The sequence below is a fragment of the Alteribacter aurantiacus DSM 18675 genome (genome assembly GCF_000429705.1).
In the GTDB taxonomy this organism is placed as follows: Bacteria; Bacillota; Bacilli; order Bacillales; family Salisediminibacteriaceae; genus Alteribacter; species Alteribacter aurantiacus.
This window is the reverse complement of record NZ_KE386941.1, coordinates 25,590-52,578: the sequence shown is the minus strand read 5'-3', so window position 1 is coordinate 52,578 and position 26,989 is coordinate 25,590. Positions and strand designations below refer to the sequence as shown.

Annotated in this window: 22 protein-coding genes, 1 tRNA gene and 1 riboswitch; of the genes, 5 read left to right on the top strand and 18 right to left on the bottom strand. The window is 44.7% G+C overall.

Features of this window, described 5'->3' with window-relative positions:
- The first annotated feature begins 173 nt into the window (after positions 1-173).
- Positions 174-1,448, top strand: a complete 1,275-nt coding sequence (locus G476_RS0103385) for an acyl-CoA thioester hydrolase/BAAT C-terminal domain-containing protein (protein ID WP_026688830.1) — start codon at positions 174-176, stop codon at positions 1,446-1,448.
- A gap of 61 nt (positions 1,449-1,509) precedes the next feature.
- Here the strand turns inward: G476_RS0103385 and G476_RS0103380 are convergent, their stop codons facing one another.
- The 3 genes from G476_RS0103380 to G476_RS0103370 form a co-directional block, all read right to left on the bottom strand.
- Complete coding sequence (locus G476_RS0103380) at positions 1,510-2,265, bottom strand: MerR family transcriptional regulator (protein ID WP_026688829.1); 756 nt, start codon at positions 2,263-2,265, stop codon at positions 1,510-1,512.
- A gap of 203 nt (positions 2,266-2,468) precedes the next feature.
- Positions 2,469-3,590 (bottom strand): NAD(P)/FAD-dependent oxidoreductase, encoded by a 1,122-nt coding sequence (locus tag G476_RS0103375; protein ID WP_026688828.1) that lies wholly within the window; start codon positions 3,588-3,590, stop codon positions 2,469-2,471.
- Between the two features lie 204 nt (positions 3,591-3,794).
- Positions 3,795-4,436 carry a YpjP family protein gene (locus G476_RS0103370; RefSeq protein WP_026688827.1) on the bottom strand — a complete coding sequence of 214 codons (642 nt, stop codon included), beginning with the start codon at positions 4,434-4,436 and terminating at the stop codon, positions 3,795-3,797.
- A gap of 222 nt (positions 4,437-4,658) precedes the next feature.
- On the opposite strand from G476_RS0103370, the gene G476_RS0103365 reads away from it, so the two are divergent.
- From G476_RS0103365 to G476_RS0103355, 3 genes are all read left to right on the top strand, one after another.
- Positions 4,659-5,111, top strand: a complete 453-nt coding sequence (locus G476_RS0103365) for a hypothetical protein (protein WP_026688826.1) — start codon at positions 4,659-4,661, stop codon at positions 5,109-5,111.
- 194 nt (positions 5,112-5,305) lie between these two features.
- On the top strand, positions 5,306-6,805 hold the full coding sequence (locus G476_RS21175; RefSeq protein ID WP_051314633.1) for a UDP-N-acetylmuramoyl-L-alanyl-D-glutamate--2,6-diaminopimelate ligase: 1,500 nt from the start codon (positions 5,306-5,308) through the stop codon (positions 6,803-6,805).
- Between the two features lie 88 nt (positions 6,806-6,893).
- Positions 6,894-8,084: a M14 family metallopeptidase gene (locus G476_RS0103355; RefSeq protein WP_026688825.1), complete on the top strand. Its 1,191-nt coding sequence runs from the start codon at positions 6,894-6,896 to the stop codon at positions 8,082-8,084.
- Between the two features lie 164 nt (positions 8,085-8,248).
- Here G476_RS0103355 and G476_RS0103350 read toward each other — a convergent pair whose 3' ends face one another.
- The 14 genes from G476_RS0103350 to G476_RS0103285 all read right to left on the bottom strand — a co-directional run bounded on the left by G476_RS0103350 (position 8,249) and on the right by G476_RS0103285 (position 26,055).
- Positions 8,249-9,856, bottom strand: a complete 1,608-nt coding sequence (locus G476_RS0103350; RefSeq protein ID WP_026688824.1) for a glutathione ABC transporter substrate-binding protein — start codon at positions 9,854-9,856, stop codon at positions 8,249-8,251.
- 581 nt (positions 9,857-10,437) lie between these two features.
- On the bottom strand, positions 10,438-11,745 hold the full coding sequence (locus G476_RS0103345; RefSeq protein WP_026688823.1) for a helix-turn-helix domain-containing protein: 1,308 nt from the start codon (positions 11,743-11,745) through the stop codon (positions 10,438-10,440).
- A 3-nt stretch (positions 11,746-11,748) separates the two neighbouring features.
- Positions 11,749-12,993, bottom strand: coding sequence for a M20 family metallo-hydrolase (locus G476_RS0103340; RefSeq protein WP_026688822.1), 1,245 nt, complete (start codon positions 12,991-12,993; stop codon positions 11,749-11,751).
- On the bottom strand, positions 12,990-14,306 hold the full coding sequence (locus G476_RS21170) for an amidohydrolase (protein ID WP_205620288.1): 1,317 nt from the start codon (positions 14,304-14,306) through the stop codon (positions 12,990-12,992). The genes G476_RS0103340 and G476_RS21170 overlap by 4 nt, the downstream gene beginning before the upstream one ends.
- Positions 14,306-15,508, bottom strand: a complete 1,203-nt coding sequence (locus G476_RS0103330) for a M20 metallopeptidase family protein (protein WP_026688821.1) — start codon at positions 15,506-15,508, stop codon at positions 14,306-14,308. Before G476_RS0103330 ends, G476_RS21170 begins: the two co-directional genes overlap by 1 nt.
- 245 nt (positions 15,509-15,753) lie before the next feature.
- On the bottom strand, positions 15,754-15,993 hold the full coding sequence (locus tag G476_RS0103325) for a hypothetical protein (protein ID WP_156906508.1): 240 nt from the start codon (positions 15,991-15,993) through the stop codon (positions 15,754-15,756).
- A gap of 427 nt (positions 15,994-16,420) precedes the next feature.
- Positions 16,421-17,962 carry an AbgT family transporter gene (locus G476_RS0103320; protein ID WP_026688819.1) on the bottom strand — a complete coding sequence of 514 codons (1,542 nt, stop codon included), beginning with the start codon at positions 17,960-17,962 and terminating at the stop codon, positions 16,421-16,423.
- 270 nt (positions 17,963-18,232) lie between these two features.
- On the bottom strand, positions 18,233-19,270 hold the full coding sequence (locus G476_RS0103315; protein ID WP_026688818.1) for a ribonucleotide-diphosphate reductase subunit beta: 1,038 nt from the start codon (positions 19,268-19,270) through the stop codon (positions 18,233-18,235).
- A 15-nt stretch (positions 19,271-19,285) separates the two neighbouring features.
- On the bottom strand, positions 19,286-21,484 hold the full coding sequence (locus G476_RS0103310; protein WP_156906580.1) for a ribonucleoside-diphosphate reductase subunit alpha: 2,199 nt from the start codon (positions 21,482-21,484) through the stop codon (positions 19,286-19,288).
- A gap of 178 nt (positions 21,485-21,662) precedes the next feature.
- A riboswitch (cobalamin riboswitch) is annotated at positions 21,663-21,939 on the bottom strand.
- 370 nt (positions 21,940-22,309) lie between these two features.
- Entirely contained in the window at positions 22,310-22,783 is a 474-nt protein-coding gene (gene trmL / locus G476_RS0103305; protein WP_026688816.1) for a tRNA (uridine(34)/cytosine(34)/5-carboxymethylaminomethyluridine(34)-2'-O)-methyltransferase TrmL, read from the bottom strand.
- Between the two features lie 204 nt (positions 22,784-22,987).
- Positions 22,988-23,890, bottom strand: coding sequence for an amidase domain-containing protein (locus G476_RS0103300; protein WP_026688815.1), 903 nt, complete (start codon positions 23,888-23,890; stop codon positions 22,988-22,990).
- A 205-nt stretch (positions 23,891-24,095) separates the two neighbouring features.
- Positions 24,096-24,626, bottom strand: a complete 531-nt coding sequence (locus tag G476_RS0103295; protein ID WP_026688814.1) for a methylated-DNA--[protein]-cysteine S-methyltransferase — start codon at positions 24,624-24,626, stop codon at positions 24,096-24,098.
- A 99-nt stretch (positions 24,627-24,725) separates the two neighbouring features.
- Positions 24,726-25,871, bottom strand: a complete 1,146-nt coding sequence (queG, locus tag G476_RS0103290; RefSeq protein ID WP_026688813.1) for a tRNA epoxyqueuosine(34) reductase QueG — start codon at positions 25,869-25,871, stop codon at positions 24,726-24,728.
- Positions 25,872-25,981: 110 nt separating this feature from the next.
- Positions 25,982-26,055, bottom strand: a tRNA-Gly gene (locus G476_RS0103285).
- 183 nt (positions 26,056-26,238) lie between these two features.
- Between G476_RS0103285 and G476_RS0103280 the strand changes: the two genes are divergently transcribed.
- A complete protein-coding gene (locus tag G476_RS0103280; protein WP_026688812.1) occupies positions 26,239-26,628 on the top strand; it encodes a DUF302 domain-containing protein in 390 nt (129 codons plus the stop codon).
- 89 nt (positions 26,629-26,717) lie between these two features.
- Here the strand turns inward: G476_RS0103280 and G476_RS0103275 are convergent, their stop codons facing one another.
- Complete coding sequence (locus G476_RS0103275) at positions 26,718-26,918, bottom strand: DUF2188 domain-containing protein (protein WP_026688811.1); 201 nt, start codon at positions 26,916-26,918, stop codon at positions 26,718-26,720.
- Positions 26,919-26,989: the final 71 nt, after the last annotated feature.

Below are 26,989 nucleotides of genomic sequence, written 5' to 3'. Positions count from 1 at the left end.
TGCGTTATGTTTCTAGATGTTCTTCAGGTAAGATCGATCGCCTAAGAAGGTTTTTACAGAAAAAGAATGGTTTTTTACCCGTCTATCGAATATAGATAAGACGAGCGAAGGGAACGCCTACTTCACGAATACACACCAGCTGCTTCGCAACAATCATATGGCAGGTGAATGAAATGACATGCTTTTTGTACCCCGATATTGGACGAGTTGATGAGCCGGTTCAACTTCATATGGACGGATTTTTCCCTTTTGAAACGGTGACGGTTAAAGCCCGTTATATTGACAGAACAGAGGGGCTTTGGACGTCTTCCATGACTGTAAAAGCCGATGAACAAGGTAAAATTCAACTTAAATCAGAGGACCAACAATCCATCCAACGCCTCCTTTCTTCGTTAAAACCGACACGTACGTCTTCTCATGGAACGGTGATGCAACGTTCCGGGTTAGACCCGATGGAGATTGAGATCACCATGTTGAATGAGCGAGAGGAAACGGTGTTGGAGAGAACCATTACGCGATTGTTCTTGGAAGATCACATCGAGAGGGAAACGGTGTTTGAAGAAGGTTTTGTAGGAACCTTTTTTTATCCTCGTGATGAAAAGAACCTACCTGGTGTCATTTTGCTAGGAGGGTCAGAAGGAGGACTATACGAGGAAACAGCCTCAGTACTGAGCTCTCATGGATATGCGGTGCTTGCATTAGCGTACTTCGGTGAACCAGGTCTGTCACCAATTCTTCAAAACATCCCTTTGGAAACGGTGGATCGAGCGGTGGAATGGCTCAGCGAAAAATCCTTTGTCAATCATAGTGAGATTGCAACTATGGGTACGTCAAAAGGAGGCGAACTCGCACTGGTGAGTGCTTCTTACAACGAAAAGATTCGTCTCGTCGTGGGGGAAGTGCCGTCCAGTCACGTGTTTCAAGGAATTAACCGTAAACGCAAGGGTTCTTCTTGGTCACGTAATGGCGAACCTTTACCTTTTGTAAAGTACTCTTATTCTTTTTCAGCGTTGATCGAGTCCCTGACGAACCAGTGGCGAAAAGAACCGGTGTCATTGCGGGATATGTATGAGCGAAGTCTTGAAAAAAATAAACGTGATGAGGCAGAGATTCGAGTGGAGAACATTAACGGACCAATCCTTCTCTTGAGTAGCGGACAAGACCAGGTATGGCCTTCTAGTGCCATGTGCGAGAGTATGATGAAGCGATTATCTGAGCACCATTTCGCATATGAGAAAAAGCATGTTCAACTTGAGGATGCCGGTCACGTATTGACGCTCCCTTATCTCCCTTCCGTTCTTCCAAAGGACCTTCCTTATGAACTGGGTGGGACGGAACAAGCAAATGCAGAGGGCGGACGCCGCTCGTGGGAGGAGACTCTATGTTTTCTCGAAAAACACTTCCATCCGGCAAAACCAAAAGTCGAAACGGTGATGCTTCACCGGTAAATGTTCGGTGCCAGGCACTCCGCTCAGTCTTTCACAGCGTGGCTGGCACCGGTAATCTTTTTTACCTATCGCAGTAAAGTCGAATAGCGTCTCGCAGAAACTCAGCCAATCCTTCTCCATGTTTATCAATGTTTTTAGTAAAACGAGAATCGGCTACATACATTTCTCCAAGTCCTCGGAACATGTCTTTCGGACACGTGTAAAAGTTATCGTTAATGAGCTTGTGATAATCTGCGATCCGTTCTTGCACTTCGGCGTCTCCTGCTTCTTTATTCATCAAGGAAGCAAGATCATGATAAAGGCGGTTCCACTCCGTTTGAATTCTTTCCCAATCCTCTTTTTTGTAGGAATCCGTTCTTTTTTTGGATTCTTTATATGCGTCGGTGTGACCATACTTCTCTTTTGTTTCTTCTTCATATTGCTTTTGATGTTTTTCAATTTGACTCATATCAAACGGCTTGAACATGTCTTCATTTGACATTCTCTCTTCCCCTTTCATTGCGTTGACGGTTTGATCGACCGATCTAATGATTCTCTCTAAGCGCTCTTTCTTTTCAATGAGTATCTTTTTATGACTCTCAAGTGCTTCTTTACGGTCAAATGACGGATCGTCTAAGATTCGTTTAATGTCATTCAACGAAAACCCAAGTTCTTTGAAAAACAGAATCTGTTGCAGGGCACTTAAACTCTCATCATCATAAAATCGATACCCGTTTTCTTTCACTTCTGCCGGTCGTAGCAAACCGATATCATCATAATGGTGAAGTGTGCGCACACTTACACCGCTTAACTGCGCAATTTCTTTAATTCGATACACGGGTGATCACCTCAACACTTACTATAAACAATAACGCAACGTAAGAGTCAACGGTTTTTTTATTCCCTGAGCGCCTAGTGCTTTGTGGATCCTTTCACGTGGTGCCAGACCCCCTGCTCACTTTTTCACACAGGGTCTGACACCGAAGAGGCACAGAAGCGAAAAGCGCAGCTCTGATTTGAGCTGCGCTTTTCGTTTTGGTGCTATTCTTCTTCAATGGCGATGGAGATGTCATAGTCGGACATGTCGAGATCGGTTTGTTTTCCCATCACAAGCCTTGCCAGTTGGGCTCCTAGATAAGGTCCTGATGTTAGTCCGGAAGAGCCTAATCCGTTCGCTACGTAAAGTCCTTCTTTTCCTGGAACCGGTCCTGCTACCGGCAAAAAGTTTGGTGTGAAGGGTCTAAATCCAACCCTTGTTTCTACGTAAGAGGCATCTGTTAACCCCGGTGCCACTTCCAATGCACGATTAAGGACTTCATGAATGCCTCCCGCTGTTGGACGGGGATCAAAGCCTACATCATCTTCATGTGTCGCTCCAACAACGACTCTTCCCGGTCCGAAAGTGAGCATATACAATCGGCTCGGCGGCATGATTACAGGCCATTCACTTGTGTCTGTATCAGGCATGTCCAAGTGAACGATTTGCGCTTTTTGTGAGGATGCCATAAACCTCACGCCAACCTTTTCGAGAATTTCTCTTGCCCAAGCACCAGCCGTTACGATCACGGCATCCCCTTTGATCGTCTCTCCATTCACTTCTACACCAGTTGCTCGGTCGTCGTTATATCGAATCGTTCCGTCCCCGGAAATAAACTGGGCTCCATTCTTTTTTGCTCCATTCATTAAAGCGTTTCGAAGGGCTCTCCCATCCACTCGTGCGCCTCCGCTCACGTGGATCGCTCCGTATGCGTCACTTAATACAGGAAAGCGCTCTTGCGTCTCTTGAGGAGATAGTCTTGTCACCTCTCCCATTTCAGGGGCGGTCGGCTTTCGTTCTTCGGCCCGCTTTTCAATACGGTCAATCATATGCTCTTCGTGGTGCATAATCATCGCCCCTACTTTGGCGTATCCTGTTTCACTCTCTCCGTCCGCTTGAAGCTTCTCCACCAAAGTTGGATAATAAGTTGCGCCTCCTTTTACGAGTCGAAACCACGGTTTGTTTCGGCGTTGGGTCAGCCACGGACAAATGATTCCTGCAGCAGCGTCCGTCGCCTGCCCTTCGTCTTTTCTATCAATCACAACCACACGCGCCCCTTCTTTTGCAAGGTGGTAAGCCGTAGATGCTCCTAAAATACCTGATCCGATTACGATATATGTTTTCATGCGTTCACCTTTTCTCTTTGTGTCTCTGCACATTTTACTATACTTCGTGTTGTTCATTCAATTGAGTGTTGTCCAACGGAAACGGGTGAAGGTGTTACGCGATCCAGTTTCTTTTTATCTTGGGGTCCTGGTTCTTCACACGCAATCGTTCCTCTATACTTTGGTCAAACAAAAAAGCCCTCCATGTAAGAAGGGCTTCTTCTGTTATGACATCCACTTCGGTGGTGTGTTTTTATCCCAATAGACCTCACCTAGCTCATGGTGTTCTTCGAATCCGTCAGAGCTTAAGTGGTAATGAAAGTTGAACCAGTAGCCGTTTTTCGGTCGGTTATCCCGGCGGACGTGAAATTTGGCCACGTCTTCGTTCGCTTCACTATCATAGATGTTAAAAATCCGTTCGCCGTATCCAGCTGCGGGTTCCTCTGCTACAACGAAGTTTTGATAACGGTTATCCTCTGCTTGTTCAACGATGGTGTTTAGTACTTCTTCTATGTTTGGCATGATCGCATTCAGTACATCATCTTCTACTTGCTTGGCGATTTTTGGCCCTAATTTGCGAAGGGTCTGCTCTTTCGCCTCATCCGTAATTCGCTCAATGGCTTCCTCAAGGGTCTCACCATCAATGAGATCATCATCTAGTAAAAGGTCGTCGTCATCTAAATCAAGCTCATCTTCAGGCAGACCTGCGTCTTCCTCGGATAAAGAAGCCAAGTCTCCGTCGGCGTCCGTATCATCCAATCCTTTGGAGGACTGAGCATTCGTATCTAAGTATGTAGGTGGGATAAACATTCCCAGGGTCATAAATGTAATCAAAACAATGGATATCTTTTGGAACCACAGCTTCATAACGAACGCTCCCTTACAATTACTACTTCTATTTTAACAAATTGAAGGGAAAAGTCTATTAAACTATTTGACTATTCTTAAACTTAATTTGAAGAATGTGAATATCCGGTGAACGTTTTAATTCTTCACCCTTGTTTGTGTAGAAGGCACTGAAAAAGTTCGATCTTTAACTTTTTCAATGCCTTGGTTATACTAAGATGGACGAAAGATACGGGAGGCACTATGTTAACATTTGAAGAAAAACTCAACATTATTGAATCGTTTCCGGAATTGGAGCGACATGACGTGTCTATGGGAAGAGTGAACTTTCACTATCCTGATAGCGCATTGGAAAAAAAGAACGTGGTTTATCACCTACACCCCAACGGTAATGGCTTTGTCTATGCCGGAGAGCTTACGGGCTATGAAATCAACGATAAAGGAATGGTGAACATTCGTAACTTCACCGAGCGAGCCCTTCGTTCCGTGATCGAAAAATCCATTTCCTCTCTAACACCTCAGCCAGAATCAGTTGAGGAAGAAGAAGTATGGATCAACGACAACACGCAAACCCTTACCGTTATCAAAGAAGGCGATACGTGGAATGTGTATGCCGATACAGGGCTCGATGGAACGTTCGTTTCATACAAACAAGCAGCCCAATACCTTGATGAAGAAGGATTTACACGAATTTAATAAACGTAGTCAAGCCGGCAGAGATCACGCTCTTCCGGCTTGTTTCGTTTTACATTACGTTTAGTTCTAAACCATTTAGGGTAGTAAAGCGATATAGCAACCTACACGATTTACCTTTTCGTCCTATTAATAGAAGTTTACGAAATAACACATACTACGCTACAAATACGGGTTGTAAAAAAGGAGCTATACCTATGCTATTATCGTTTCACGATTCACACCCTCACTTCATTTATCACTGGGGCTTATCAGACACATCCTTCAATTCCATTACATATGATTCAAGAAAAGTTGAACCTGGCACGGCGTTCATTTGTGTGAAAGGAACAAGAACCGATGGTCACAACTATCTTTCACAAGCGTGCGAAAAAGGAGCTTCCATCGTCGTCGGTACAGACGCCGACCGACTTGAACAAGGAAGTGTCCAGTACCCTAACACCACATTCGTACAGGTCAGTGACGCACAATCCTTTATGTCTTACTTGTCCATCCTGCTTTATGACCGAGCGCACGAAAAGCTTAAAACCGTTGCCGTAACCGGGACCAACGGGAAAACGACCGTGTCTTCTTTTGTACGATCCCTCTTGAATAAGGCTAAGGTTCCTACCGGACTAATCGGTACGAATGGTGTGTGGGATGACCGCATACGCCGCAATTTTAATCACACTACCCACACAACTCCTGAAGCTCCGGATCTGCAATACATCTTCCATCGTTTTTATGAGGAAGGTTTACAAGCTGTTTCTTTGGAAGCTACATCTATCGCCATCGAACAAAAGCGAGTAGATGGCGTGACGTTTGATGTAGGTGTGCATACGAATTTAACCCCTGAACATCTCGATTTCCATGGTTCCTTTGATGCCTATAAACGAGCCAAGCTGAAACTCTTTCGCCATGTAAAAACAGCGGTTGTCAATTTGGACGATCAAGGCATGAGTCACGATATCATCAACGAGTTTAGGGGACCGTTACTCACTTACAGCATCAAGGAAGAAGCAGATATCTATGTGAAAAACATGACGGTCACATCCGCAGGAACATCCATGGATTTGTATATCAAAAAAGAGCGGATTCCTGTCCTTGTACCTCTTTTCGGTGAGTATAACATTTCCAATTTCCTTGCCTCTTTGGGCGCCTGTTTACACTTGCATGTGCCTGTTCCACTCCTTTTGGAAGGATTAAGAACGATTACGCCTCCAGAAGGTCGCTTTCAGATTGAAGAAAGCTTGAGCGATTATAAGATCATTATGGATTTCGCCCACTCGCCGGATGCTCTTACTAACGTCATAACAGCCGTAAAGTCTTTTTCACATCGGAAGCTCATTGTCCTTGTAACCGGTGCCGGTGGTGGAGACCCAGCCCAGTGGCCAAATATGGGAGCGGCAGTCGAAGGACAAGCCGATCACATCGTTGTTTCAGTCGATCACCCCGATCGTTTGGACAGACGGGATATTGTAACAGGCGTGTTAAGTGGCTTCCAAGATCCAATCCATCCGTCCATCAGCACTGCTCTGGACCGGGCAGAAGGTGTTCATAAAGCGCTCTCTTATGCTGAAGAAGGAGACATCGTTCTTTTGACTGGCATCGGGTTTGTTGGTCATCAATTCGTTAATGGAGAAGAAGTGCCATACTCCGAAACAGAGACATTAGAACAATATTTCCTCTCTGAAAAAAATCAAAAGTTCCAAACGTGAAACGGCTCATTGAAGCCGTTTTTTCTTTGTACAGCAGTATGACCGCCTTTCTTTCTTCATAGGTATGAAAAGAAGGAGGTTAAAGCATATGAACATCCGGATCCGTCAAGGGGATAGCTTCTGGTTTTTAAGCCAATTGTTTGCCGTACCCCTTCCTTTACTAACCGCTTCCAATCCTGGTATTGATCCCAATCGCCTGCAAATTGGTCAGATTGTTAAAATACCGGGATTTTATTTGAGTGCGTATACAATCCAACCTGGAGATTCCTTTTGGACGATCGGGCAGCGAATCGGAGCCTCCACAGATATGATTCAGCTTGTAAATCCCGGAATCAATCCATTTCAACTTCAGGTCAATCAGCAGATCTTTATCCCCATAAGAGTCCGCTCCCCCATCGTTCAAGGGGCGAGAGACTATGACTTTGCTTCCATGGTCGCAGACATTCAAGTCCTCGAAGAGATTTATCCGTTTATAACCGTCAGAACCATCGGACAATCGGTCATGGGGAAAAATCTGTATGAAATCCAAGTAGGAACGGGAGAGAAGCGCGTCCACATGAACGGCTCTTTTCACGCCCATGAATGGATTACAACTCCAATACTAATGCAAACACTGGATGCTTACTTATTGGGTCTAGTAAACAACGAACCTTTAAGAGGCCTTGCCCTGCTTCCGTTGTTTACTTCTATCACCTTGTCCATTGTACCTAATGTAAACCCTGATGGAGTGGATCTCCTCATTAACGGTCTTCCTGAAGAGGAGCCTTACCGAAGCGATGTGCTGGCGATTAACAATAACAGCACGGACTTCTCAGATTGGAAAGCAAACATACGCGGAGTAGATTTAAACAATCAATTTCCTGCACGGTGGGAAGAAGAAGCAGAAACAAAACCGCAAAACCCGGCTCCTCGGGATTTCCCAGGTTATGCACCGTTAACGGAACCCGAGTCCATTGCAATGGCGGATCTTACAAAAGAATCGGATTTTGATCGCGTCCTTGCTTATCATACGCAAGGTAAGGTTATCTTTTGGGGTTACGAAGGGCTTGAACCTGAAGAATCAGAAGGCATTGTCAATGAGTTTGCAAGAGTATCGGGGTTTGAACCGATCCAGTATGTAGAAAGCTATGCAGGATACAAAGATTGGTTTATTCAGGAATTCCGTCGCCCCGGCTTTACTGTGGAACTAGGACTCGGTGTGAATCCTTTGCCCATCGACCAATTCGATGAAATGTATGAAGAGAACTTGGGTATCTTTTTGGCAAGCTTGTATATGTAAGTCTGTGGGGCCTGCCACTGTGTGTGATTATTCACGTAGGGTCTGGCACTGTGTGAAGCCCTTCTCATGGGGTCAGACCCCGACATCTAGCACAAAGAAAACGTGCCGGACGAAGTCGCTCCTTCGCCCGGCACGTTACACCTTTTCTTATTCTATGCCTGTCATTAGTTAATGGTTACATTTTGAAGCTGGTAGATTCCAGATCCGTCAGCCCAAAATCCTTCAACGTTTTGCTGGTGCCCCATTACGTGGGACGGGTGGTACAAGAATGACATCGGTGCTTCTTCATTCAAGTATTCAACCGCTTCTTTATAAAGCCCTGCACGTGTATCTTCATCTTGCTCTACTCGCGCCTCTTGAAGAAGATCGTCAAACGAATCGTCTTTCATGAATACGCGGTTCCCCGGAGGCCCTGCGTTCTCAGAGTGGAAGAGCATGTGAAGAGGGTAATCTGCATCACCCGTTCCAAGGGACAAGCCTAGAATGAACATATCATGTTCCCCTGCTCCTGTCGCTTCAAGGTAAGCTCCCCATTCAACTTGATTGATGGAGACATCAACACCGATTTCCTCAAAGTTTGCTTGAGCAAGCTCTGCGATATCTAAACGTTCACGAGTGTCATTTGTCCAGATTGTTGTTTCAAAACCGTCCTCGTATCCGGCTTCAGCAAGTAGTTCTTTCGCCTTTTCAACGTCACGCTCTTTTACAGGAATGTCTTCACTGTAGCCAAATTGCGTATCGTTAATCGGACCGTTCGCAGCTTCCCCTGTTCCCTCAAGGACTCCGTTTAAAATGGCTTCTTTATCAAGGGCCAAATCCAATGCTTGACGGACCCGAGGATCATCAAATGGTTCTTTTTCCATATTGAATCCAAGATAAGAGATGCTTGCTCCATCACGGATGTAAATGTCTGTATTTTCATTTGCTTCTACACGACTCATATCACTTGGTGTAACAGGATCAATGATATGCAAGTCTCCAGTTTCAAGGTTACCAAGTCGCGTTAAGTCTTCTGAAATAACTTCGAATGTGACTGTATCGACTTTTGCATTTTCTCCCCAGTAATCTTCAAAGTTTACAAGCTTCACTTCACTACCGGAATTCCATTCTTCAAAAGAAAAGAATCCTGTACCAGCCGGCTCTTCGTTGATGGTATCACCAGGTTGCGCACCATCCTCCACCGCAGCGTAGTCTTTTTCAATGGAGTCGGCACTTACCATACTTGATGCGTAGTGGGCAAAGTGATCAGGCAATGGTGCAAAAGGCTCTGATGTGATAAATTCCACCGTATAGTCGTCTATTACATTTACCTCATCAATGACTTCAAACAGAATGGCACGAGGTGAAGCAATTTCCTCATCCAAAATACGTTCAACGTTTGCTTTCACGACTTCAGCGTTAAAGTCCGTACCGTCGTGAAATTGAATACCCTCAACCAACTTAAATTCCCAAACGTTCTCTTCTTTCGCTTCCCAGCTCTCAGCTAGTAATGGTTCCAATTCCATGTCTTCGTCAAATCGAGTCAGTGTTTCGTAAATGGCCGTATGGACCTGGCCAGAAGGAACATCACTCGCTGTATGAGGATCGAGTGTAGTAATATCGGAATGGACACCGATTTTCAGGTCACCGCCTGATTCCCCGTTACCTTCTTCTTGCGGCTGACCATCATCGCCGCCACCTGCTTCTTGATCTGGTTCACTTGCACATGCGGCGACTAGTGACGCCAGTGCGAGCGACATCGCTCCTGCTTTGAGTGTTTTGCTTTTAAACATGTTGTTTCCCCCTTGAATGTCTGCAACACTTACTGAAATAGAAAGAGTAAAGTGATTATACGGAAAATGTTATAAATTCTGAAAATTTAACGTATGCCTCTTTCTTCTCATCACATTCGTATTGCCCTTTTCGTCCGAATGTTCGGCGAAAAAATGTTATGTACAAAACTACTACATCTTGATCCTCTTGTAAAGGCTAAAAACTATATTACTATTTAATCTTTCTAAACATTCAGTCCGAAAATAGCGTAATTACAAGGGTTCATCTCCTTACATAATTTCTTAATAAATATTACGCAATCAACCTGCATCATCCACATTATTTAACAGATTGCACCATATCCCCCACCTGACACCAGCAATATATTAGGATAATATTTGGAAGAAACCAAGGATCATAGTAATCGGACTTTTCATGATTTGAGCCCCACTCCTATTCTCAAGTAGGTACAATGAAACAGCGAAAAACTGTGTTTGTGAATACATGAGCACGGGGTCAGGCACCATGTGAAAGGTTAAACATAGTGCCTGGCATCAAAGGCATGAAAAAACTGCACTTTTTTGGGTGCAGTTTTTTCTTCTTATTCAAAGCATAGCTTGTATATTTTTCTTGGGCGACCTCGTTGGCCCGGTTGTTCTTCGCCGCTAATGCGGGCAAGTCCCATTTCTTCCAATGCAGTGAGAATTCGTCGTGCGTTTCGATCGGTGCTGTTCAGCCACGTGGAGATGTCTTTGGCTGTTACCGTTTCCCGACCATAGTACGAAGAGATCGACTGAATTTTTGACACGATAGCGGGGCTGATGTGAGCGGCCTTGAATTTTTCAAGCCATTCTTCTCCCCACATCCGTTGGTTGTAAGTGACTTCACCTTTGTCTTCATAAACCTGATGAACCGCCTTATCTTCGTCAACGGTTACAATGATCCGCTCTCGTGTGGACCTGGCTTCACGGAACGCAAGTCTTACATTTTGCTCTGCTTCAATGGCCGTTCGACCATACCCTGTAACTGTTCGAAGCCTGAGGCCAGTCTGCATTTCAGCCTGATAAATGAGGTTGAATAAAGGCTGATACGTTTGATATTCCAGTTCGCCGAGCGTCGTATAAATGAAAAACAACCCGTCTCCCATTTGCACGTATGAACCGTGCACTTTTTCCGCATAGAGTAAAATAAGGCGCTTTAAGTCCAAGTCTTGATGCTTCGACTTGAATGAATAATAGTCCTCTTCCGATTGACCTGGTTCTTGAATCCGTTCAATACCTACAATTGCAATTTGCGACTTTCGGTAAAGGGCGGAGTGGATCCGCTCCCTCAAGAACTTGATGGTCAACTGAATCGCCAGTTCCGTAGGCGTCACCCTGTAACATGGTACGCCTCTTTCTTTCAACTCCAAATAAACCGATCGAATACTTGTAAATGCCGCATCGATCTTGCCTTCTTTGTACAGATTTTCGTGAAAGGAAACAATTTCGTCCGCAGGCAAATATCCCTCGTACGGGTAATTGTAAACGTTCAAGTCCTCCAAAGAAAACATATTACGAAAGGAATCCATCTCTTCATCACTAATCGTATCTACACTGATGCTCGGAAGAATCGTTCCTTTTTTGTACTGTGCTTTCAGTAGTTTCCCCAACAGGCTTGAGCCATATAAAGGAGGATAAGTGGCTTCGTGCTCCTCCACGAGATTATAGGTACGGGCATAAAAATATGGAGCCTGACCTGAAAAGAGCCAATAGTCGACTTTCCCTCTGTTTGTTTCAATAATCTCTTTTGTCTCCTCCGTTTTTTCATATGGAAAAGGAATCAACTCAAGATCGTCAAAACGACTGGCTTCTTGTATGATTTTTTTAATCGAATCTTCAGGCCCTACTGCACCCAATTTAATTTTCACGTTTTATTCACCTGTTTCTTTTCGTAAATAAGCCGTAATGATCGTTGTGCCTTTGTAAAGATCATCAATACTCGCATGTTCATTCGGATGATGGCTAAGACCTTCTCTACACGGGATAAAAATCATACCGGTAGACCACTTCGCTGCCATGTTCATCACATCATGACCGGCACCACTCTCAAGAGTAAGAGACGTTAACCCTAGCTCCTCTCCAAGTGAGACCAACTTGTCGTGTACATTCATATCCAGATGAACAGACGGGTTATGAACAAGCTTCTCCACATCTATTGTCACGTCGAAACGCTGTTCTACCTGCTTGCACCTGTCCCGAATTTCCTCTTCAAGCTGCTCTTTTAAGCGATCGTCCACACTTCGGATATCAATACCAAGGTCAAGTTGACCTGGGATGACCGTCATCACATTTGGCTTTAGTTCTATCGTACTAGCAGTGGCTACAATTGGCAAATCGGATTTTTCGGAAAGCTCATTCGCCCTCTCCGAAATAAAGGAAATGATTGGCGCTGCCGCTACCAATGCGTCTTGTCGTTGACCCATGGGCGTTGTTCCAGTGTGATTCGCTTTTCCTTCAATGTGTAAAACGAGTCTAATCGGACAAGCAATTGCTGTAACAGCTCCAAAATCTCGTTTCGCCCTCTCCACTCTCATCCCTTGTTCAATATGAAGCTCAACAAAAGAAGCTAAATCCTCACTCCTTCTTTCTGCGCTCTTCACGTTAGCCCAAGTCAGCCTTCTTGATTCGACCGCTTCTTTTATGGTCACACCGTTTTCGTCTTCCACACTCGCCAACGTGTCCACGTCAAGCTTTCCTGACATGGCTTTACTTCCGATTGTGGAAATGCCAAAACGAGAGGACTCCTCCGATGCAAAACAAATCACTTCAATTGGCGCCAACGGGTTAAATCCTTCTTGTTTTAAAAGCTTAATTGCGCCAAGTCCACAAAGTACGCCGGCCACACCATCGTAACCACCACCGTACTTGACCGTATCTACGTGAGATCCCGTTGCAACTGCCGGTTTGTGTTTGTTTTCAGATGTCTCCCACCGCGCAATTCGGTTCCCCGCAGCGTCTTGTGTAACCGTTAGGCCAAGCTCTTCAGCAATACGAGTAAAAGCAGCCATGGCTTCCCATTCTTCATCTGTATACCCAAGCCTCGTAAAGCCCTCAGGCTGCTCCATCGTCGTTACGAGGTTGAGCTTTTCAAGTGTATGTTGTAACCACTGTTTCATTGTTGATCCTCCCCTTGGTTTCGCGCCAGTTCGTGAAAAAGAGCAATAAACGCAGCAACTCCCGTTTTTAATACCTCTTCGTGATAGTCAAATTCAGGATGATGATGCCCTGCCGGAAGTGGCGTACCAAAAATCATGTACGTTCCTTTTCCTCCCCGCTCTTGCACGCGGTTGATCATGTGCGTCACATCTTCAGAAGCTCCTAATGAAAGACGCGCAATGACATCCTTAATGGCCTGTGTTTGTTCTGCCCCTTTTGTGAGTAAATCAACAAACGAAGAATCACAAACAGCTGTCGTTCCTTTACCGACGACGCTCATCTCTGCATCGACTCCATAAAGATTGGCTGCTGACTCAATGATTCTTTTCGCTTCGGAAAACACGTAATCATTCAGTTCAGCGGTCTCTCCTCTTGTTTCACCTGTTAACGTGGCATGGTCGGGCACGATGTTACGTCCTGTTCCCGCATGAAGAGTACCCACGTTTAAGCGAGTGGCACCGTGTGAATGAGGCGCAATCCCATGCAAGTGCTGGGCACACGCTGCCGCAGCCAAAAGGGCATTCTTCCCTTCTTCCGGCCGTTTCCCTGCATGAGCAGCTACACCTGTAAAGGTCACATCAAATTTGGTGGTAGCCAAAAACTGGTCCGTCGTCGCAGCGACTTGTCCCACTTCAAGGTCCTCAATGCCAATGTGCCCCCCTAAAAACACATCAACGTCGTCAAGCCACCCCTTCTCAACCATTGCTTTTGCTCCTCTGCTTCCTTCTTCGGCAGGTTGAAATAGAAGTGTATACGTGCCTGAAAGCTGCTCTTTCATCCTAGCAAGGTACGTAGCAACACCTAAACCAATGGCAGCATGACCGTCATGAGCACAAGCATGCATCTTCCCTTCGATTGTAGAAGCAAAGGCCTCCTTAATTGGCACGTGTGTAGGTTCAATGGACTCTTTGACTGGAAGGGCATCGATGTCAAAGCGACATGCAATATGAGGACCTGGGCGACCCGTTTCTAAAACAGCTACAACACCCGTGTGTCCATCTGCCATTTTTTCCAAAAGGTCAGGGTCGACCCCAAAGTCTTGAGCTCTTTTTTCTGCTAAAGCAAGCTCAGATTCTTCAGGCACCCCCATTCGTTCAGCTGACTCGACGACCTCTCGCCCTACATACAAATCAAACCCTAGCTTCTTTAATTCTTTGTAAATACGAAACGTGGTTACATATTCCGTCCAGCCTGTTTCCGGAATCTTATGAAACGATCGGCGCCACTCTACGAGACTCGGATAGAGCTCGTCTAAAAATGGGTCCACACCCATCACTGACTCTCCTTGTTTAATCGCTCTAAGGCATCAATAGCAAGTTGGGTCATAAGCTCCGTTCCAATCGAAAGAGAAGCTTCATTTATATTAAACTCGGCGTCGTGAAGAGGCTTTTGTACCGGGCGCTCGGGAATTGCTGTGCCGAGCCAGTAGTACAAGCCTGGATACTCGTGTAAAAAGCGTCCGAAATCTTCTCCACCAAGACTCGGGTTCACTGTCGGCGTTGCCTCTTCGCCTAAAATACGTTGCGCCGTCTCTCTTACAGGTGCCTCCCACTCTGGAGAGTTGACTGTAGCCGGATAACCGTCCACGTAATCAACATCGATCTCGACTTCGTGCGCAGCTGCAAGCCCTTCGACTGCTTTTAAAATACGGCTTTTCACTTTCTCTTTGACCTCGTCTGAATTCGTTCTCACCGTACCATCAAGTGTAACCGCACTTGGAATGACATTGTAGCGATCACCACCGTGAATTTCCCCGAACGTAATAACAGCAGACGCCATAGGATCCACGTTTCTACTTACGATCGTTTGAAGCTGCGTGATCACTTGAGCCGCAATCACAATCGCGTCTTTTCCTTGGTGAGGCATACTCGCGTGGCCTCCCGCTCCACGAATAGTGAGGGACAAACGATCTGAGTTGCCCATGATTGGGCCTTGCATAACGCCCACTTGTCCGACTGGAAGGTCTGGCCACATGTGCTGAGCAAAGATCGCATCTGGCTTGTGCTTTGCAAACACTCCGTCTTTCATCATAGCTTCTGCGCCACCAACAGGAGCTAGTTCTTCAGCTGGTTGAAAGACAAGAAGAACAGTGCCTTGGAGCTCATCTTTATAGCGGTTTAATAGTGCCCCAGTTCCCATGAGCATGGCAGTATGAGCATCGTGACCGCAAGCATGCATTTTTCCAGGTGTTTTTGAAGCATAGTCTACGTCGTTTTTCTCATGAATTGGGAGAGCATCGATGTCTGCCCGGAGAGCAACCGTTTTGCCGGGCTTTCCTCCTTCGATGACCCCTAAAACACCGTGAGTAGCAAAACCGGCTTCAAAAGGGATGCCCTCTTCTTTCAAAAAAGCTTGGATCGTCTTTGAGGTTTCCGTTTCTTCTTGGCTTAATTCCGGATGTTGGTGAAAATGTCTGCGGTAATGAACCACCAACTCCTTTACTTCTTTGCCTTTTCCTTTTACTGAAAAACTCATCGTAAACCGACTCCTTGTTTGATCGTTTGGTTTGTTTCTTTTGACTGTTTTCATAGACGTTGCTTTTTATTATTATTTTCATCATCAATGGAATTGTAGTTGAAGCATACGGGCCCTTCGCTTTCCGTGGCGGTGCTGGCAAGCCTCCTCGGTCTGCGACCTGTGAGGTCTTGGATTGCCCCCACGGCCACAGGAGTCTCGGGCCCTTCTGCTTCAACTTTTCTTGTAAAAAAGCAGCTTCCCTTCTATAAGACAGCGTTTCTTTTAATGAGTACAACCTTTAAAACAGTGTATAATGCTTCGCTGTACGCCATCCGCTCCCTTTCCGCGGCGGTGCCGGAGGAAAGGCCAATAGAACCTCCTGCTTCTTCCTCTGCAAGTACTGCTTCGTAGTAATCTGCGTCGAAGCAACTCGCAGAAAACTCACGATGCAAACGCTCGTCACTGCCGCAGGAGTGTCGCTTCTGGCGTTCAGCTACGCACAACTAAAGAATAAAGTACTCCATGTAATGAACGGGAAGACTGTCAAAGATCCACACTCATCTTTTCTAGCTTTCCGATAGATTGTAGCTACTTTAATCATCCTCTTATAAACAATAGATGTTGTTTTAGCGCACCACGCTTGAAGCGGAGGGATAAATCTTGTTTCGTTCTATTTGTTTTGCACGAATAAGGCGGAATTGAACGACATATGTGACACTCCTGCGGAATTACGGAGCAGGTGAGACCCCGCAGGACAGCGTCCGAGGAGGCTCACCGCGAGTCCGCGGAAAGGGAGCATATGCCGTTCAATGAAGCTTTTCAAACTCACCTTGTTACGTTGTTTATATCATAAAACACTCGTCTTTTTTATAAAGCAAAAAGGAAAGAGAAGTTGCTAGTTAACAACTTCTTTCCCCTTTTCTCATTGATTTAGTTCATTCCTACACCAGGTCCGATCGGTAGGCCAAGTAGGGTCCATCCGATAAAGATCGCAATCCAAATACCGAGGAAGATGAGGGAGTATGGAAGCATAATTGTAATCAGCGTTCCAAACCCTGCGTTCTTGTCATAGCGCTTCATGAAAGCAAGCACCATAACCACATACGGATTGAGCGGTGTAATGATATTCGTAGATGAATCAGCAATTCGATAAGCAAGCTGAACGAATGCCGGGTTGTAATCAAGTAACATAAACATCGGAATAAAGATCGGTGCCATTAACACCCACTGAGCAGATCCACTAAAAATGAACAAGTTTAGTACTGCTGCCAAAATGATAAAGCCAACAATAACCGGTAGGCCTGTGAAGTTCAAGTTCGTGAGTGTCTCTGCACCAGTCACGGCAATGAACGCACCCAAGTTGGTCCACTCAAAGTAAGCGATAAATTGTGACGCTGCGAAGATCAACACGATGTAACCGGACATATCTTTCATGGACTCCGCCATAAATTCCGGAATGTCCTTAGTCGATTGAATCATTTTCACAGTCAGACCGTACGCAATCGCAACTACGATAAAGAAGAACAAAATGATCGGTACAATGTTCGTCAAGAACGGAGAAGGTACAATCGTACCACCTTCACCACGAAGAATGGCGTCGCCAGGAACAATGAGGAAAGATACTAGAATGGCATAAACCAATCCGGCGATTCCTGCGTTTCGAAGTCCTTTATTCATAACAGGAGTAATTTCTTCAAGCTTCTGTCCGACCACATCGTCTTCTCCTAGAGAAGGATCGTATTTTCCTAGACGTGGTTCAATGATTTTTTCCGTAATCCAAGCACCTACAAACATGAGCATCAGAACCGAGAATAGCATGAAGTACCAGTTGTCGACCGGTGTGACAAGCGCTTCAGAGTTAATCGTACGAGCCGCTTCAGTACTAATTCCGGAAAGAAGGGCATCCGTTCCTGTAATAATTACATTGGCTGTAAATCCGGCACCAACACCGGCAAAACCGGCTGCAATCCCTGCAAGAGGGTGTCTCCCAATCGCATAAAACACCATGGCTGCAAGAGGCGGTACAATAACAAACGCCGCATCAGAAGCCAAGTTCCCCATAATACCTGTCGCAATAATTGCATAGGTGATCAGGCTACGAGGGGCATTTAAGATCGTCTTTTTCATAAAGGCTTCAATCAAGCCAACCTTTTGAGCAAGGCCAATACCGAACATCATCACAAGTACAAGCCCGAGCGGAGCAAAGCCCGTAAAGTTACTTAACATCGAGGATATGATGAACTCAATACCCTCTGCTGACAGCATACTTTGGATTTGTTCAGTCTCCCCTGTGCCAGGGTGTTCAAATGTAATGTTGAATAAACCGATGAACCAAGAAACCCCAATTACCCCTAGTGCAAGATACACAAACAACATAAACGGGTGAGGCAGCTTGTTTCCTACTCGTTCAACCATATCAAGAAAACGGGAGAACAAGCCTCGCTTTTTATTGCCTCCGTTTGAGTCAATCATACTCATTCACTCCTCTAAAAAAAGTATTTACGGCATGTCCGTTTAAATTACGGAAAATGTCTTTAATTAAACCGTTAATTTGAAAGTATCATAGGATTGTTTTAATGTAAACGTTAAATTTAACAACGTTTTTTCTTTTCTGAATATTAAATAAGGGTGACTCCAGAGATACCAACGGTTTTACCTCAAAAAAAACTTCTTATTTAATATAAAAAAATAATATCCTTTTTTAAAACAAGAAAAAACCGCCTCCGTAAAGAGGCAGTTTCACTATAAATCATCAAATCCGTTGTCCGTTCCCACTTTTGTATATTGTCTTGATTTTTGTTCAAAAAAATCGGTCTTTCCGCTATTCACATCTTCATAGATTTTAATCCATCTCATTGGATTTTTTCGGTACCCTTCAAAAGGTCTTTCAATTCCGAGCTCGTTTACTCTCTTGTTCGCCATAAACTTAATGTACGCCTCAAGATCGTTCAAGTTGATGCCTTCTATCGGTTCTTTGAACAAATAGTGAGCCCAATTGATTTCAAGTTCCGCTGCTTTTTTAAACGTCTCTTGCACAAAACGATGGTTTTTCTCCGTATTTAGCTCCGGATGTTCTTTAAGAAGGGCTTTAAAGATATTAGCAAACAGATGGACGTGGAGCTGTTCGTCCCTGTTGATGTAATTGATCATTGTAGACGTAGATACAAGCTTTTGATTTCGTGCCATATTGTAAAAGAAACTAAAGCCCGAATAAAAGTTCAGCCCTTCCAAAATAACGTCGTAGACAATCGACTCAAGAAAGGTTTGAGGCGTCGGATTTTTAACAAAGGCTTCGTAACCTTGAGCGATAAAATCATTTCTCTCCCTAAGAACAGGATCGTGCTTCCAATACTCAAAGATCTCATCTTGTTTTTGTTTACTCGTGACACTCGATAGAACGTACGAGTAACTTTGGTTATGGACCACTTCTTGAAAAGACAAGACCGTCATCAACGCGCTAAGACTAGAGTCTGTCAAGTAGCGTGCCACGTGCATAGAATAGTCCGTTTGGATGCTGTCTAAAAAGGCGAGTAACCCGATGATTTTGTTAAAGGCTTCTTGTTCGTGAGCTTCAAGTTTTTCATACTGCTTAATATCAGTACTCATGTTAATTTCAAACGGTGTCCAAAAATTGGCGAGCATGTTCTTGTAAAGAGGATAAGCCCAGCTAAACCGGGTATCATCCCAGTTTAGTACGTTCGAGCTTTCCCCGTTAATTATTCCTGTAGAGGCGTTTGGTGCCGTTACATCATAGAGCTTTCGTTCTTTTAATGAATCCACTTCTCTCACTCCTTTTTAGCTTGCACAGCTTTCACAGTCTTCAATTTCACTGGATGTAGACCTCACGTAATACGTGGTCTTCAGCCCCTCTTTCCAAGCTTGCATATGAAGACCTAAAAGTTCTTTTGCTTTTATCGTGTTTTTCACATAGAAATTAAAGGAAATTCCTTGATCAATGTAGCGCTGCCTTTGGGCATTTTGCTTAATGCTCCAGTGCTGATCGATGTCGTGAGCTGCTTTATAAAACCACGTCGTATCAGGCGTAAGGTCCGGAGCTGTAACTGGAATTCGGAAGTTCTTCTTTTCTTCGGCGTATTCTTTTCGGTAAATCGGGTCAATCGACGCCGTCGTTCCTGCCAAAATTGCCGTAGATGAATTAGGGGCAATCGCCATGAGATAACCATTCCTCACTCCGTGTTGTTCAACCTTCTTCATTGTTTTATCCCAATTCGACCCGAGTCCGCGCTTCGAAAAATACGTTCCTTTATCCCAATCAGACCCACTATAGGCCGGATACGTGCCTTTTTCTTTTGCCAACTGTGCACTGGCTTCAATCGTAAGGCGGGCGATTTTTTCGTACAACCCGTCAGCGTAGTTCACAGCATCCTCGCTTTCCCAACGAATCCCTTCAAGGGCCAGAAGGTGGTGCCATCCGTATGTTCCAAGACCAATGCCTCTGTATTTTTCATTTGTAAGCTTTGCTTGAGGAACTTCCAAATCGTTTACATCAATCACGTTATCAAGCATGCGAACCTGAATCGGAATCAGTCGCTCAAGAACGTCTTCAGGAACAGCCTTTGAGAGATTAACAGAACTAAGATTACACACCACATAATCACCGGCATGTTTTGTGATGATAATTGTACCGTCCCGCGTCGTTTCTTCAATGACCGTCGTTTGACTCATGTTTTGCATGATTTCTGTACACAAATTGGAACCATAGATCATTCCTTTGTGAGCATTCGGATTCATGCGGTTCGCTTCATCTCGGTAAAACATGTATGGCGTTCCCGTTTCAAGCTGCGAAATCATGATTCGTTTCATGATATCAATAGCCGGTACCTTGTGATGGGACAAGTCCGGGTTTTGAACGCAAGCTTCGTACCTTTGACGAAATGTCCCTTCTCCTTTTTGCTCATCAAAGCTGTCTTCAAGTGAAAAGCCCATCTGCTGCCTTACTTCGTGTGGGTCAAATAAATACCAATCTTCACGGGATTCTACTCTTTCCATAAAAAGATCGGGTAAGCTTATCCCTGTAAAAAGATCGTGTGTACGCTGGCGTTCATCACCGTTATTTAACTTCGCATCAAGAAATTGAAAGATATCTTTATGCCACACATCCAAGTAGACGGCGATTGCTCCTTGGCGTTGTCCGAGCTGATCCACACTTACCGCTGTGTTATTCAGCTGCTTCATCCAAGGTAGGACGCCAGAAGAATTTCCTTTAAAGCCCTTAATTGACGATCCTTTCGAACGGACTTTACCAAGGTAAATGCCAATGCCTCCGCCGTTTTTACTTAATGTTGCCGCATCGGTCGTCGTATCGAAAATGCCCCGTAAGCTATCATCCATCGTATCAATGAAACAACTAGACAGCTGACCGTGCGTTTTCCCGGCATTGGATAGGGTTGGCGTGGCAACCGTCATATACAAGTTGGCCATGGCCCAATACGCTTCTTTTACAAGACTTAGACGCTTGTCTTTTGGTTCGTTTTGCATAAGAACCATCGCAATAACCATGAATCGCTCTTGAGGTAATTCCACCACATGATTCTCATGATTTTTTGCCAAATACCGGTCAATAAACGTATGTAGCCCAAGGAAAGTAAATTGTTTATCAAGTGCTGGGTCGATCGCTTTCATTAACTCTCGTTGGTCTTGTTCATTATAGTGATGGCGTATCGCTTTCGAGTAGATTCTGTCGTTGGTTAAGTAGTTGATCGTCTCTGGAAATCGTTCATAAACGTTTTCGGAATCACAAAAACGGTCGGCCGCAATCGTTTCGTACAGTTCGTTTAGGCGGTACCTTGCTGCTACGTACGTCCAATCCGGTTCTTCCATACAAAGACGATCGAGCGCTTGCTGCTGCAAGTCTTTCGTCGATTTATTAGCTGTCTCCCAGTTGCTCCAGTCCAGGTGTTGAAATTCATCTGTAAGCTGTTCCGTTAACGTATGATCCTTTTTCGCTTCAATCATCATCGTTTCTCCTCTCATTTTGGGCAAAATAAAAACTCTTTCCTCGCGGGAAAGAGTTGGATGTACTAGGAAAAACGGCAGAAAGGGATTTTGATGTGACGCAATACTCCACAGTCACAAAAGTCGATTTTGACCCTTGAGTTGCAAGTATTTATATTGGTCCCTGCCGCTCCATGCACTCAATCCCCGAAGACATGAAACTCTCGAAATCCAGGCAGGTCTCCTGACTCATGCGTCGTCCTACTCCGAGCCTTCCCATACTTTAAAGCCAAGTCCTTTTGATTGAGCATGCGCTCTGGCGCTGCTCGTGGACCTTGATCGGTACAGTGGATTCTCGTTTCGTCAGCATTCACAGTTGCGGGGACAGTTTCGGTTTCAATGCCATTGCCTATGCGACGTTATTTGTTGACACATGGCGATAGCTACCGAATTCCCTATTAAGTCTGCATGACACCTAAATTTCAGCGTTTGTACTATATATTGTGTTTGTTGTTTCCATTTGTTGCTTATTTAGTATTTTAGTAGAGAGAGAGGTTGTTTGCAAGGAATATCTTTCAGGAAGTTTGAATTGGGGCTTTTGTGCCATAAAAGAGGAGAGGTTGTTAAGGGATTGGGAGGAGGGGAGGGCAGGCGAATATGAGGATATGCGGATATGCGGATATAATGAATTTTTCGTGATATATAATGAATCTTTCAACCTTTTAATGAATATTGGGAGATTTATAATGAATAATTCAAACTTATAATGAAAAATTCCACTTTTATAATGAATCCTGCTCTCTCACCACCTCAACGAACCAACCTGGCTCCTTTAGTCTGGTTGGTTCGCTGCCCCTTGTCTAATTACGTCAACTCACGAAACGACTGCTGACGCAACGCTTCATACACCAAAATTGCCGCTGTGTTCGACAAGTTGAGTGACCTTACATTATCGGTTTGAGGAATTCTAAAGCATCGATCGGCATACTTTTCCGTGACCGCTTCAGGTAGTCCTGTGGTTTCACGTCCGAACACGAAAAAGTAGTCCTTGTCCGTCTCACTATAGTCGAATTCGTGATAGTATTTCTCACCGATCGTTTCGATAAAGAAAAACTCTCCGTCCTCGTAGGACTCGATTAGCTCCTCAAGGGAGTCATAATAATGAATCTTTACGCTTGGCCAGTAATCACAGCCAGCTCGCTTTAGCATACGATCATCCGTTGAAAACCCTAACGGACGAATCAAGTGTAACGCTGTATTAGTACCTGCACACGTTCTCGCAATGTTTCCCGTGTTTGCAGGGATTTCCGGTTGATATAAAACAACATGAATGCCCATACTTTCACCTCAAAAAAGATCTCGAATTACCACACCGTATTATACCACGAAAACGTTCGGGGGTCTGTCCCCGCACAATTTCCATTTTTCCATTGACTTTGCGCCCCCATTGCCTAAAGCCGATTAGCTATGTTTTCTATTCTGTCAATAGGATTGACAAAACGTTCGGGGGACAGACCCCCGAACGTTGACCCCCGAACATTTTTAGTCGATGATGTGAAAGTATTTGTATTTGATATTTGGTGTCCAGGCGGTGGAATCTTCGTATGCCCAGTAGCGCATGCGGCTGTTCGTTGTATTGGCGTTCACAAGAGGCATATTGTTCTCGTCTTTTGCCACAACGATAGTCGTATGCTGCCAGTTTCCGTCTCCTGTGAAGTCATAACAAATCACATCCCCTCGAATGAGCTCCTTTGGAGAAGATACCTCTCTCGCTCTGATTGTGGATTTGACTCCACTTAAGTACCAACGAAAGGCGTTCGCCACTGTCCAACTGTAGCTCCAATTGCTTCCAGTGTACCACCACCCCTTTGAGCGATTGCCCGATCCAGTCATAGGAATTCCCCCTGCCTTCAAGCATTGGGACAAGTAATTCGTACAATTATTTTCGAACTTCTTATACGCGGGGTTCGGTGTATTCCACCACCGCTCCGCGTACTTAACCACTTCCAATCGGTTATACCCTCTAAAGTCAGGGGGCTCTTCCGTTTCCACACCAAATCCAACCGGATCACTAACATCCCGTTCTTCCATGTCGTTTCCTTCTTCGATGAGCAAGTAATCATCCACCAAGTCATCGTCCATGAGTACCGCCCGGCGATACTGAACCTGCTCTTCAAAGTAAAAACGTTTCCCGTGACGGATCAGATGTTGAAAAACAAGCACGTAATCGATGAGCTCTTGAACTCCGTAATGCTTCTGACTAATCACCTTTCCATCGACGATGTTCTTTACGATTTCAGCGCCACGCTTGTTGTATTGCTCTACTTTACGTTGGTAGGCTTCGCTTTCGTGAGTTCGTAAGTAAGGTAGCTCTCCATCCTTGGACACGTAACATTCATGACACTGTTTCACGTATTCCTTTAAACGCCTCAGTCCCCTATTCATCGTGTCGCCCCCTTGAATTGCTCTATCACTATCCTATGCACGAACGGTTCATGATCATGATAGCTTCTGTAAGGACGCATAGGAGGGCCACTTGCACCAGAACCTAAAATAGCGCTATAAGACTCACCACCGTCAGTCTTGTCACTCCTCACCCAAAATCAAAATAAAAGAGCTCCGTGCTAAAAAGCAGGAGCTCATCAAATGATTACGAAATTTTCTCTATGGCACCTTCCATTTTAAGAAGATGTTCTTTCTTATCCAGTCCTCCGCCATATCCGACCATGGAACCGTTGTTTCCGATTACGCGGTGGCACGGAACGATGATAGGGACCGGATTCTTGTTGTTGGATCCACCGATTGCACGCACAGCTTTTGGTGCTCCGATCTCCATTGCAATCTGCTTGTATGACTTTGTTTGGCCGTAAGGGATTTTTTTAACTCTTTCCCAGACAAGGCATTGAAACCTCGTGCCCACTAAATCAAGCTCGAGATCGAATGTTGTTCGTGTGCCGGCAAAGTATTCCTTCAACTGATCAACAACCGGCTGAAGTTTTTCCGGGTCCTCTTTTAGCTCGGCATTCATGAATTGCTTTTTCGTCCATATTTGAATGCTTGAACATGTTTCTTTTACCGGACCGAATTCGACTAAGCAAACACCAAAATCTGTGCTTGCAATCGTTAAGGCTCCGATCGGACTATCCATTTCCGTATAGTAAATGAATGACCGTTTCGACATAACTAACCCCTCATTTCAGTCCTAACTTAAATTCCACACCGTGCAAGTGATTGACAGCGATATCCTTATCCTACTGGACAAGAACAATACTTTCCAAGGCTATATACGCTCGTTTAAAAGGACATGAAGCCCCTTGGCGATTTCAGCTTGCACATCCGTGTCTTTTTCTCTTTCTTTCGCCTGTTTAAGTGCTTTTTCCGATTTTTCGCCTCCTCCGATTGTTCCGATTGCCCATGCTGCTGTTCCGCGAATAACGGGACGGGGATCATCGGTCAAAAGAGTGTACAATGTGGGCAAAGAAGATGTTTCCTTGAAGTGGGCCAAAGCAATGATAGCATTACGCTGAATCGGCTTTTTTCCCCTCCAAGAGCCTGCAATGTTCCCATACGTGTTTTTGAACTCCCGGTTACTAATGGTAAGCAACGGTTCGAGCTTTGGCTTGACGACCTCAGGATCGGGTTGCATCTCTTCATGATGATCAGCATTCTTTCCTTTGTTTTCAGGGCACACCACCTGACACGTATCGCAACCGTATAGCCGGTTCCCAAGCTTCTTTCGAAAGCGGTCCGGTAAAAAATCCTTTGTTTGGGTTAAGTAGGCAATGCACTTTCCTGAATCAAGCTGACCACCTTGGACGAGAGCTCCGGTAGGACAAGCATCCACACATTTGTTACACGTTCCACATTGGTCTTCAATCGGTTGATCAGGCGGAAGAGACAGCGTCGTAACGAGCTCACCTAAATACATATACGACCCAAACTCGTGAGATATGATAGCGCAATTTTTTCCGCTCCATCCAATTCCCGCTCGCTCGGCCACCGCTCTGTCAGAAAGCTCACCTGTATCGACCATGGAGACACTTTTAGCACCTGGGATCTTCTCTTGAATAAAGTCTTCAAGCTGCGCCAATTTCCGGCGAAGAATGTGGTGATAGTCCTCCCCCCATGACGCTCTACAAAAGATCCCTCGACGCTCTCCCTTTTTGGAAACAGGGGCATTTTTCATTTTTGATGGGTAAGCCAAAGCAATCGCAATGATTGTTTTCGCTTCAGGCAATAATTGTGATGGTTCAGTACGTTTATCTAGATCCGGCTCTTCAAAACCGGATTCGTAGCCCAATTCTCGATGAGCAATCAAGCGATCCTTAAGCGTAAGAAAAGGATCGGTTGACGCAAAACCAATCTTATCAACACCTATGGTCTTACTATATGCAATGATTTGTTCTTTTAAATGGGCTGATGTCACTGTTTCCACCACCTTTCCTGAAAAATATACCCCTGCGCCTTGTCTCCATTTTTTATACACATTGAAAAAGTAGCGTTTCAACTGAAACACTACTTCGATGAATTCTTTATTGGAGCGGGTGATGGGAATCGAACCCACATCATCAGCTTGGAAGGCTGAGGTTTTACCACTAAACTACACCCGCTTGTTTTGACTTGTTATGTATTTTACTACCCGATTATCTTAATGTCAAATCACCTTAGGACTAGTTAGAAGAGAGTTGGAAAAATTTTACCTTCTTCTTAAGATGAGGGAGCACCGAGACCACTAATGACGTTTTATGCTATCCAAAGAAGGCTATACGTTTTAAAAAAGGAGGCACAATTCTATGAGCTTTGATTTTACTGTTAAAACGGACAAGAATCCTGTGGAGGTAGTGAATGACCTTGAAATGTCACTAAAAGATGAATCCTTTGGTGTGCTTTGGTCATTTAACGTAAAAGAAAAACTAGAAGAAAAAGGGCTCGGCTACGATGATGATTACTATATCCTTGAAGTATGCAACCCCAAAGATGCGAAGCACGTATTGGAACTCACGAAAATGACTGGCTACTTTTTACCCTGTAAAGTAGTTGTATACACCCATAACGGTGAAACATTTGTAGGCATGCCAAAACCAACGTCTCTAATGGAACATGTGGACAATCCTGAAGTCAGAACGGCTGCAAATGATGTAGAACAGCGCTTGATCACGTGTATTGAAAATGCGGTAAAGTAATTTTCACACTCTCATCCGTAGACACTCGATCCAAAATTCATATAAAGAAAAAAACGCTCATAAGGAATTCCTTGAGCGTTTTTTTGTGCTTACTTGAACGTTTTTTCATCCACAATTTCTTGAAGGTGGTTGTAAATGATGAGTTTTGCTGGTCGATTGTCACTTGCTACTATCTCCGCTTGGCGGATTGCTTCATCTATTTTATCGTATGACGACTCCGATGCAACGTCTTCCATTTTTACAAACCATTCATCGGCGTCTTTATTCGGTCTTACAGTATAATGGTTCATGCCTGTGAACCTCCTCTACAGGTTATCATTGTTGTCGTACTGGGCTATTTCCGTTAACCCGCCCTCTTAAA